This window comes from Leptothrix toolikensis (SeqCode), from assembly GCF_057922285.1.
Genome location: NZ_JBYSVC010000087.1, coordinates 1 through 9,445 on the forward strand (window position 1 = coordinate 1; position 9,445 = coordinate 9,445).

Annotated in this window: 10 protein-coding genes and 1 pseudogene; 10 read left to right on the forward strand and 1 reads right to left on the reverse strand. The window is 62.6% G+C overall.

Annotated features, from left to right (window positions below):
• The 5 genes and pseudogenes from AC3VI7_RS10915 to AC3VI7_RS10935 form a co-directional block, all read left to right on the forward strand.
• Positions 1-174 (forward strand): annotated as a pseudogene (locus AC3VI7_RS10915) (protein-methionine-sulfoxide reductase catalytic subunit MsrP); the annotation flags it as partial.
• 31 nt (positions 175-205) lie between these two features.
• Entirely contained in the window at positions 206-826 is a 621-nt protein-coding gene (msrQ, locus tag AC3VI7_RS10920) for a protein-methionine-sulfoxide reductase heme-binding subunit MsrQ (protein ID WP_489668024.1), read from the forward strand.
• Positions 827-855: 29 nt separating this feature from the next.
• Positions 856-1,527, forward strand: a complete 672-nt coding sequence (gene lipB / locus AC3VI7_RS10925) for a lipoyl(octanoyl) transferase LipB (protein WP_489668025.1) — start codon at positions 856-858, stop codon at positions 1,525-1,527.
• 26 nt (positions 1,528-1,553) lie between these two features.
• Positions 1,554-2,513, forward strand: a complete 960-nt coding sequence (gene lipA, locus AC3VI7_RS10930; RefSeq protein WP_489668026.1) for a lipoyl synthase — start codon at positions 1,554-1,556, stop codon at positions 2,511-2,513.
• Positions 2,514-2,704: 191 nt separating this feature from the next.
• On the forward strand, positions 2,705-3,364 hold the full coding sequence (locus tag AC3VI7_RS10935) for a hypothetical protein (RefSeq protein WP_489668027.1): 660 nt from the start codon (positions 2,705-2,707) through the stop codon (positions 3,362-3,364).
• Positions 3,365-3,366: 2 nt separating this feature from the next.
• On the opposite strand, the gene AC3VI7_RS10940 is transcribed toward AC3VI7_RS10935, so the two are convergent.
• The gene (locus AC3VI7_RS10940) at positions 3,367-3,813 is read right to left on the reverse strand and encodes an acyl-CoA thioesterase (protein WP_489668028.1); all 447 of its coding nucleotides are present in this window, start codon (positions 3,811-3,813) and stop codon (positions 3,367-3,369) included.
• A gap of 32 nt (positions 3,814-3,845) precedes the next feature.
• Here AC3VI7_RS10940 and AC3VI7_RS10945 point away from each other — a divergent pair, with 32 nt between their 5' ends.
• The 5 genes from AC3VI7_RS10945 to AC3VI7_RS10965 all read left to right on the forward strand — a co-directional run.
• Positions 3,846-5,783, forward strand: coding sequence for an ABCB family ABC transporter ATP-binding protein/permease (locus tag AC3VI7_RS10945; RefSeq protein ID WP_489668029.1), 1,938 nt, complete (start codon positions 3,846-3,848; stop codon positions 5,781-5,783).
• Positions 5,764-6,717: a HipA domain-containing protein gene (locus AC3VI7_RS10950; protein WP_489668030.1), complete on the forward strand. Its 954-nt coding sequence runs from the start codon at positions 5,764-5,766 to the stop codon at positions 6,715-6,717. The genes AC3VI7_RS10945 and AC3VI7_RS10950 overlap by 20 nt, the downstream gene beginning before the upstream one ends.
• Positions 6,714-7,511 (forward strand): hypothetical protein, encoded by a 798-nt coding sequence (locus AC3VI7_RS10955; RefSeq protein WP_489668031.1) that lies wholly within the window; start codon positions 6,714-6,716, stop codon positions 7,509-7,511. The genes AC3VI7_RS10950 and AC3VI7_RS10955 overlap by 4 nt, the downstream gene beginning before the upstream one ends.
• Positions 7,492-8,439, forward strand: a complete 948-nt coding sequence (locus AC3VI7_RS10960) for a LysR substrate-binding domain-containing protein (RefSeq protein WP_489668032.1) — start codon at positions 7,492-7,494, stop codon at positions 8,437-8,439. The genes AC3VI7_RS10955 and AC3VI7_RS10960 overlap by 20 nt, the downstream gene beginning before the upstream one ends.
• On the forward strand, positions 8,436-9,445 hold a 1,010-nt coding region (locus AC3VI7_RS10965; RefSeq protein ID WP_489671519.1), incomplete at its 3' end, for a hypothetical protein. The genes AC3VI7_RS10960 and AC3VI7_RS10965, both read left to right, overlap by 4 nt.

The following is a 9,445-nucleotide window of genomic DNA, read 5'->3' on the forward strand; positions in this document are numbered from 1 at the left end:
TTCTATTCCAACGTCAACCCCAACGTCGATCACCCCCGCTGGAGCCAAGCCACCGAACGCCGCATCGGCGAAGACGGCCTCTTCAGCCGCAAACGCACCACCCTGATGTTCAACGGCTACGAAGCCCAAGTCGGGCAGATGTATGCGGGAATGGATTTGAAGGGCAGTTTTTGAGGCCGGGTCAGCCCTGCGCAACCACGCCACCATGACACCCCGCCATCCCCTCCTTCACCCCGCCACCAAACCGCTGATCGCTGTCCTCGCCCTTGGGCCGTTGATCTGGCTGTTCAGTGCGGCGGCGCTCAACCAGTTGGGGGCCAATCCGGCGGAGGCGCTGTTGCGGGCCACGGGGTTGTGGACCTTGCGGTTCTTGTGCGTGGTGTTGCTCATCACACCACTGCGCTGGTGGACGGGGCGGGCGGAGTGGGCGCGGCTGCGGCGCATGTTGGGGCTCTACACCTTCTTCTACGCCGTGCTGCACGGCTTGGCCTACGCCTGGCTCGACATGGGTTTTGAGCTCGACGCCATCAGCCGAGATCTGAGCAAGCGCCCATTCGCGCTGGTGGGCTTTGCCTGCTTGCTGCTGCTGCTGCCGCTGGCTGCGACCTCCTTCAACCGCGCGATCAAAGCATTGGGCGCAGCGCGCTGGCGCAGGCTACATCAAGTGATCTACCTGATCGCGCCGCTGGCGATGCTGCATTTTTTCTGGGTGCGCGCCAGCAAGCATCGCTGGGGCGAGGTGCTGATTTATGGTGCGATCTTGGGCGGCTTGCTGGGGGTACGCGCTTGGCGGGCTTGGCAAGCGCGGCGAACACACCGCGCTTAAACCAACCATCTAAGCCGACAATCACGCCCATGTCTTCTTCGATTCCCGCCATCGACCTTCGGGTGCTGGGCCGCACCCCCATCGAACCCTGCATCGAGGCGATGCGGCGTTTCACCGAAACCCGCCAGCCCGGCACGCCCGGTACACCCGATCAGATTTGGCTCTGCGAGCACGAGCCGGTCTACACCCAAGGGGTGGCGGGCAAGCCCGAGCATGTGCTGATCAACGCTGGCATCCCCATGCTTCAAACCAATCGCGGCGGCCAAGTGACGTACCACGGGCCCGGCCAAGTGGTGGCCTACCCACTGATCGACCTGAAGCGCCTGGGCATCTACGTCAAGGAATATGTCTTTCGCCTAGAACAAGCCGCCATCCAAGTGCTCGACAGCTATGGGCTGGCCGGGCAGCGCGTGCGGGGTGCGCCGGGGATCTATGTGCGCATCAAGGATGCACACGATCCGACGGACCCGCTCTCTGGGATGGGCAAGATCGCCGCCTTGGGCGTCAAAGTCAGCAACCACTGCACCTATCACGGTTTAGCGCTGAACGTCGCCATGGACTTAGCCCCCTACCAAGGCATCAACCCTTGCGGCTACGCCGGCCTGCCCACCCTCGACTTGGCCAGCCTGGGTGTCAACACCACGTGGGACGAGGCCGCCCAACGCCTCGGCCAACGCCTCTGCGCCCTGCTTCGCCCTTGAGCCAAGACATCCAACCCTTGAACCCCATGAGCACTGAACACACCCCCTACGACCCCAGCGTCAAGCAAAAGGCCGAGGCCAAGACCGCACGCATCCCCATCAAGATCGTGCCGGCCGAGCCCCATGAAACGCTCAAAAAGCCCGACTGGATCCGCGTCAAGGCCGGCTCGCCCAGCACGCGCTTTTATGAGATCAAGCAAATCTTGCGCGAGCACAAGCTGCACAGCGTCTGCGAAGAAGCCTCCTGCCCAAACATCGGCGAATGCTTTGGCAGCGGCACGGCGACCTTCATGATCATGGGCGACAAATGCACCCGGCGCTGCCCGTTCTGCGACGTCGGCCACGGCCGGCCAGACCCGCTGGACGTGAACGAGCCCGAAAACCTCGCCAAAACCATCGCGGCGCTGAAGCTCAAATACGTCGTCATCACCAGCGTGGACCGCGACGATCTGCGCGACGGCGGTGCCGGGCATTTCGTGGCCTGCATCCAGAAGATTCGTGAGCTCTCGCCCCAGACCCGCATCGAGATCTTGGTGCCCGACTTCCGGGGCCGCGACGAGCGCGCGCTGGAGATCCTCAAGGCCGCGCCGCCCGATGTGATGAACCACAACCTGGAAACCGCCCCGCGTCTGTACAAGGAAGCCCGGCCCGGCTCCGACTACGCCTTCAGCCTGAACCTGCTCAAAAAATTCAAGGCCCTGCACCCCAACGTGCCGACCAAGAGCGGCTTGATGGTTGGCTTGGGCGAAACCGACGCAGAGATCTTGGACGTGATGCGCGACATGCGCGCCCACGGCATCGACATGCTCACCATCGGCCAATACCTCGCCCCCAGCGGCCACCACCTGCCCGTGCGCCGCTACGTGCATCCCGACACCTTCAAGATGTTCGAGGCCGAAGCCAAAGCCATGGGCTTCAGCAAAGCCACCGTCGGCGCGCTGGTGCGCTCCAGCTACCACGCGGACGAGCAGGCGGCGGGGGTGTGAACCCCTGACACGAGCCCTCACCCCTGGCCTCGCCCGACCCATCCCCCGTTCGCCCTGAGCTCGGTCGAAGGGCCGTGTTGTGCCACACGCTGGCTTCGACAAGCTCAGCCCGAACGGGTGGGGGTGGCTCAGCATGAACGGTAGAGATATAACGGTGTAGAACGAACGGGCCACCCATCCAAGGAAACACCATGACCCCCAACCGCCGACAACTGATGCGCTATGGCTTGATGGGTGGGGCGGCTTTGACGAGCGGCTCGCTGCTGTCGGGCTGCCTGACGGCGGCCTTGTTTGAGCCGAGCGTCTCCACGGAACAGATCCAAAGCGTGCTGTTGTCGGAGGACGGAGCCACGCTGGCGGTGCTGAGCGATCAGCATCACTACCTCTTCGAAACCACCCCAGAGATCGCTGCGTGGCGTCGCCAGCCCGCTTCCGAGCCGCGTCCAACGCTGGAGTTGGGGATGATCAACGTCGATGAGAAACAAGCCATCCGTTGCGGCTACCGCTTGGCCACCCCGTCCACCGATGGATCAGGTGAGACGCGTGGGCACTACGGCATGCTGGGCGGCGGCGTCTACATCGCCAACGGCATCACAGCCCCCAAAGGCCAAGGCTTCTTCGCGCACAACGCGCAAGTGACGGTTCGCACCGCCCTGACATCCCGAGAAACCACTGTTCGCTGGCTGCTCACCCCCATCACACTGGGCCTCGACGGCGTGCTCTTCATCGGCATGATCGCCCTGATGAGCCACGCCCCCGCAGGGGCCAACATTGGGTCCGGTGGCCTGACGCAGCCAACACCATCCACACCCCCCTCAACAACACCACGAAATCCAGCGAAGGTGCAGTGAGATCAATCCCTCGGAAACACCCGGGGGTTGCCTTGGCTGTCGATGGCGACGTAGGTGAGGTTGGCTTCGGTGACTTTGACGACGTGGGGGCTGGGCAAGTTGCGTTCGGCCCAGACTTCGACCCGCACGGTGATGGAGGTTTTGCCGATGCGCTCGACGCGGGCGTAGAGGCTGAGCAAGTCGCCCACCGAGACCGGCTGCTTGAAGATGAACTGGTTGACAGCCACGGTGGCGATGCGGCCCCGAGCCAAGCGCATGGGCAGCACAGCGCCAGCCAGATCGACTTGGGCCATGATCCAGCCGCCAAAAATGTCGCCGTTGGGGTTGGCGTCCGCCGGCATGGGCATGACGCGCAGCACCAGATTCATGTCGGTGGGCAGGCCGATGGGATCACCGCCTAAACGGGGTGCGATGGGCGGTGCGATGGAAGTTGCAGGCTGATCGTTCATGATGTGCAGAAGTTTTTTTGGATTCTTTCACGATGCGCCTTCACCCCGTCTCCGATGCGCCGCCGATGTCGGCCGGTGCCCTGCCCCGCAGCGACATACAGACCCTGCGCAAGCTGGTGCCCTACTTCTGGCCCTACCGCTGGCGCATGGCGGCGGCGCTGCTGTTTTTGGTCGGTGCCAAGCTGGCCAATGTGAGCGTGCCGCTGCTGCTCAAGCACTTGGTCGATGAACTCGCCATCCCGATCAGCGACCCACGCGCTGTCTTGGTGGTGCCCATCAGCTTGCTGCTGGGCTACGCCGGGCTGCGACTGGCGACCACGGTGTTTACCGAACTGCGTGAGTGGATCTTTGCCAAAGCCACCCACGGCGCAGCGCGTGAGCTGGCGCTTTCGACCTTCAACCACCTGCACGCCCTGAGCCTGCGCTTTCACCTCGACCGGCAAACCGGCGGCATGAGCCGCGACATTGAGCGCGGCACCAAAGCGCTGCAATCGCTGGTGTCGTATTCGATCTTCACCATCATCCCGACCTTGATTGAGCTGGGGCTGGTGCTCACCTTGCTCGGCACCCGCTTTGACGCTGGCTACGTCTGGATCACCTTGGCCGCGCTGCTGGCCTACGGCGTCTACACCATCACGGTCACCGAGTGGCGCACCCAGTTCCGCCGACGCATGAACGAGCTGGACTCGAAAGCCCATTCGCGCGCCATCGACGCGCTGCTCAACTACGAGACCGTCAAGTACTTCAACAACGAGCGCTTTGAAGCCAAGCGCTACGACGAAGGGCTCGACGCCTACCGCAAGGCCTCGATCCAGTCGCAAGAAAGCCTCTCGCTGCTCAATGCCGGCCAGCAGTTGGTGATCGCCACCAGCTTGATCGCCATGCTCTGGCGCGCCACCCAAGGCGTGGTCGATCACCGCGTCACCTTGGGCGACTTGGTGATGATCAACGCGCTGCTGATCCAGCTCTACATCCCGCTCAACTTCTTGGGCGTGCTCTACCGCGAGGTCAAACAAAGCCTGACCGACCTCGACCGCATGTTCAGCCTGCTGGAACGTGACCGCGAAATCGCTGACCTGCCCGGTGCCCCGGCGTTGCAGATCAGCCAAGGCACGGTGCGCTTTGAGAACGTGCGCTTTGGCTACGACCCCGACCCCAAGCAGGGGCGCGAGATTTTGCACGGCGTCGATTTTGAGATTCCCGGCGGCAAGACCGTGGCGGTGGTTGGGGCCTCGGGTTCGGGCAAGAGCACGCTGGCGCGGCTGCTGTACCGCTTCTACGACGTGGGCCGCAGCAGCCAAAGCGCTGAAGATGCCGCCCGGGCGGGCCGCATCACCATCGACGGCCAAGACATCCGCAGCGTCACCCAAGACAGCCTGCGCCGCGCCATCGGCATCGTCCCCCAAGACACCGTGCTCTTCAACGACACGGTGGGCTACAACATCGGCTATGGCCGCGCTGATGCCACGCGCGCCGACATCGAAGCTGCGGCCCGGGCCGCGCACATCCACGACTTCATCCTCGCTCAGCCCAAGGGCTACGACACGATGGTGGGCGAGCGCGGGCTCAAGCTCTCGGGCGGTGAAAAGCAGCGCGTGGCCATCGCCCGCACCTTGCTGAAAAACCCGCCGATCCTGATCTTTGACGAGGCGACCTCCGCGCTCGACTCGGCCAACGAACGCGCCATCCAAACTGAGCTGGCCAGCGCGGCCCAAGGCAAAACCGCCTTGGTGATCGCCCACCGGCTCTCGACCGTGGTCAACGCTCACGAGATCTTGGTGATGGAAAACGGCCGCATCATCGAGCGCGGTGCGCACGCAGCCCTGCTGCTGCAAGACGGCCGCTACGCCAAGATGTGGCGCTTGCAAAACAGCGGCAGCAGTCACCCCAGCGACCCAGCCGCCGCAGCATCCACCCCATTCACCGCCCCTACGCCGACCACCTTGCCCCATGGAAACGCGCTGGCTTGAGCATCTTGAAGATTTCGCGATTGTTGAAATTGAAGTCACTTGGCTCCGCAGCGATGAACAGATGGGAAGCAAGAGCAAATGCTGGGTCGATGTGCCAGGGGACACCGAGCCATGGCTGTTCAAGTATTCCCGCGAAAGCGCAGGACAAATCACCGGGGAGCACTGGGCCGAAAAAGTTGGCGCAGAAGCGGCCGCCCTATTGGGTGTGCCGCATGCGCAGGTCGAATTAGCCCGACTCGACGGCGCTTGGGGTGCCATCAGTCGCCGCTTTGACGCACTGGCCAAGGACGATACGGAGTTGGTCCATGGCAACGATATTCTTGCCGGTTGTGTCACCGGCTATGACCGAGATAAACAACACCAGCAGTCTGATCACACTCTGTCCAATGTGATCCGTGGCATCCATGCAGTCTTCACCGAGGAGCGTGCTCGTCACGATGCGCTCGTGGCCTTTGCAGGCTACTTGGTCTTGGACGCGCTCATCCTCAACACGGACAGGCATCACGAGAACTGGGCCGTGCTCCGCCGCACCAGCATGGCTGATGGCATTCACCAGTGCATGGCTCCCAGCTTTGACCACGCATCTTGTCTGGCACGTAACGAACCGCCTTCCCGTCTGGGCCAGTGGTTAGCCCAACCCAGCACGGTTAAAAACGGGCGTGTTGCTTGGTATGCAGAACGCGGTGAAGGGGGGATATATCAAAACAAAATGGACAAAAAGGGAGCCAATCCCCTAGAACTCGCGATAGCCGCCATGACGCGCTGGCCTGCATACTTCGCCCCGTGGCGTGACAAGTTGGCTGGCCTTGACAAAAAGGCCCTGATGGTTGTCGTGGATAGGATTCCCGATCAAGTCATTGCCCCCGAATCGAGGCGCTTCGCGCAAGCGTTGCTCGGCCACACACTCGACAGACTGACATCGGCTCCAACATGAAAACGCTTTTCCTCGCTTGGCAGGCCGCGCAGCAGCACCCCAACAGCGGGCAGCCCTCGCGGGCTTGGTATCCCATCGGTCGGCTTGAAGCCGCCCAAGACCGACGTATTTATCGTTTCACGTACACGCAGGGCGCACGTCGAGCCCAGAAAGAATCTGGTTTCGCACCGCTGATGGCCTTCCCCAACATCGACTGCGTTTACGAAGACGATGAGCTGTTTCCCCTGTTTCAAAACCGTCTACTGAATCCTCGGCGGAGCGATTACCCGGCGTTCCTTGAACGGATGGCCATGACACCTGAAGATGCCGATCCCATGGAGGTTCTAGCCCTCAGCGAAGGCATGCGCCAGACCGATCACCTCCAAGTGTTCCCACCCATTCAAACCGATGGTAAAGGCCACTTTCATAGCCGTTTTTTCCTGCATGGCTGGCGTCATGCCAACCCGATGGCTCAGGAGCGTTTACAACGACTACGCCAAGGTGAAGCCTTGCGAGTGGCCCTCGAGATCAACAACCCGGTTGCCAGCATGGCCGTTCAATTACAGAGCAGTGACGACCTCATGGTGATGGGTTGGGCACCACGCTATCTGGTGGACGATCTGGTACGGGCCTGCCATGCCGCACCGACAGAAATCACAGCGCACGTCTGCAAAATCAACCGCCCACCTGTCCCCTACCAGCAACGTGTCTTGGTTGAGTTATCGGGACAGTTCCGTGATACCTACGAACCCATGAGCGGCCCCGACTTCCAGCCGATTGAGGACACCTTGCCCCATGGAAACGCGCTGGCTTGAGGATTTCGTCAGCTTGGCGGAGACGCGCAGCTTTTCGCGCTCGGCCCAGCTGCGCCATGTGACGCAGCCGGCCTTTTCGCGCCGCATCCAGGCTTTGGAAGCGTGGGCGGGCGCGGATCTGGTGGATCGCTCGTCCTACCCGACGCGGCTCACCCCGGCGGGCAAGACGCTGTTGCCGCAGGCGCTGGAGATTCTGGGCAGCCTGCAAGCGGCGCGCAACCTGATGCGCGGCCATCAGGTTTCGGCGCAGGACATGATCGAGTTCGCCGTGCCGCACTCGCTGGCTTTCACCTTCTTCCCGCACTGGGTGATGGATCTGCGCCAGCGCTTCGGCGCGTTCAAAAGCCGGCTGGTGGGCTTGAACGTCCATGACGCAGTGATGCAGCTCACCGAAGGCAGCTGCGATCTGCTCTTGGCCTATCACCACGCCTCGCTGCCGCTGCAAATCAACCCGGAGCGCTACGAGATGCTCAGCCTCGGCACCGAAACGCTGGCCCCTTATGCCAAGGCTGATGGCGAGGGTTTGCCGCTCTTTGCCCTGCCCGGCTCGGCCCACGACCGAGTGCCGTTTCTGGGCTATTCCTCAGGGGCGTATTTGGGCCGGCTGGTCGATCTGTTGCTCAAGCAAGCCGGTGAGCAGATTTACCTCGACCCAATCTACGAAACCGACATGGCTGAAGGCCTCAAAGCCATGGCGCTCGAAGGGCACGGCGTGGCTTTTTTGCCGTCGAGTTCGGTGCGCAAAGAGCTGAGCGCTCACCGGCTGGTGCCTGCCGGCCCAAGGCGGGGCGCGCATGAACGCGCTTTTGAAGTCAGCATGGAAGTGCGCCTTTACCGCGAACGCCCAGAACTCACCCGTCACCCCAAACCCGCAGCGCGTGCCCTGTGGGATTTTTTGCGCACCCATCCTGATGGGAAAACATCATGAAGTTCACGAAGACCTATCTCCTTGTTGGCCTATTCAGCCTGATGAGTACCTTGGGCCTCAGCGGCTGCGGCGGCAACGCTGCACCGCAAGACAACACCATCGGCACCAACCCACGCTATGTGGTCTGGAACAACAACGCCAACGGCTCGACCCTCCTTGACGGCGCGCAACCCACACCGCACACCTTTGCGGTCGATGCCACGAACCACACGGTGATTGATCTGAGCAGCGGCGCGGTGATTGGTGGCCTGAGCGTGGACCCGAACACGGCATCCATCTCGGACAGCACCGGCGTGATCGGCACGGTCAAGGGTGTGCCAGGAGCCAACGGCAGCACGGTGGTGGTGCTGCGCTGCAACACCCCAGCCAACCAAGACATGACGCTCACCATCACCCCGCAGAGCTGGTCGCATAACTGCACCACCAGCACAGGTGGCACAGGTGGAGGCACCGGGGGTACGACCACACCGAGCTATGTGAACTGGACGGGCAACGCCAACGGCTCGACCTTGCTCGACGGGGCCGGGCGCACCTTGATGGTCCGCAGCAGCGACTTGGCGGTGGTGGACCGGAGCAACAACGGCAGCACCATCCTGAGCGGCCTGCACATCGACATCAACAACGGCAGCATCAGCGACGCCAACAACACGGTGTTTGGCTCGTTGGTCTCCGTGCCGGCCGTGATCGGCAGCGTGCTGATCCTGCGCTGCAACAGCCCCGCCTCGCTGAACATGATCCTGAACGTCTCGGCCCAAGGCTGGTCGCACAACTGTGGTGGCAGCACGGGCGGGGGTGGGATCATTCCCCCGACCTACGTGAGCTGGGCTGGCAACGCCAACAGCACCACGCTGCTCGATGGCTCAGGTCTGAGCTATGCCGTCCTCAGTGCCCCGGGTCAAAGCACGGATCGCAGCTTGATCGACCTCAGCACCAACAAGGCCCTCAGCCAAGTCACGGTCGATGGCAGCGGCGTGATTCGACTGGGCACCAGCCCCATCGGCAATGC

Coding starts and splice junctions, on each gene's coding strand:
- lipB (WP_489668025.1), top strand. CDS start 856: ATGTCTTCTTCGATTCCCGCCATCGACCTTCGGGTGCTGGGCCGCACC.
- msrQ (WP_489668024.1), top strand. CDS start 206: ATGACACCCCGCCATCCCCTCCTTCACCCCGCCACCAAACCGCTGATC.
- AC3VI7_RS10960 (WP_489668032.1), top strand. CDS start 7,492: ATGGAAACGCGCTGGCTTGAGGATTTCGTCAGCTTGGCGGAGACGCGC.
- AC3VI7_RS10940 (WP_489668028.1), bottom strand. CDS start 3,813: ATGAACGATCAGCCTGCAACTTCCATCGCACCGCCCATCGCACCCCGT.
- AC3VI7_RS10945 (WP_489668029.1), top strand. CDS start 3,846: ATGCGCCTTCACCCCGTCTCCGATGCGCCGCCGATGTCGGCCGGTGCC.
- lipA (WP_489668026.1), top strand. CDS start 1,554: ATGAGCACTGAACACACCCCCTACGACCCCAGCGTCAAGCAAAAGGCC.
- AC3VI7_RS10935 (WP_489668027.1), top strand. CDS start 2,705: ATGACCCCCAACCGCCGACAACTGATGCGCTATGGCTTGATGGGTGGG.
- AC3VI7_RS10955 (WP_489668031.1), top strand. CDS start 6,714: ATGAAAACGCTTTTCCTCGCTTGGCAGGCCGCGCAGCAGCACCCCAAC.
- AC3VI7_RS10950 (WP_489668030.1), top strand. CDS start 5,764: ATGGAAACGCGCTGGCTTGAGCATCTTGAAGATTTCGCGATTGTTGAA.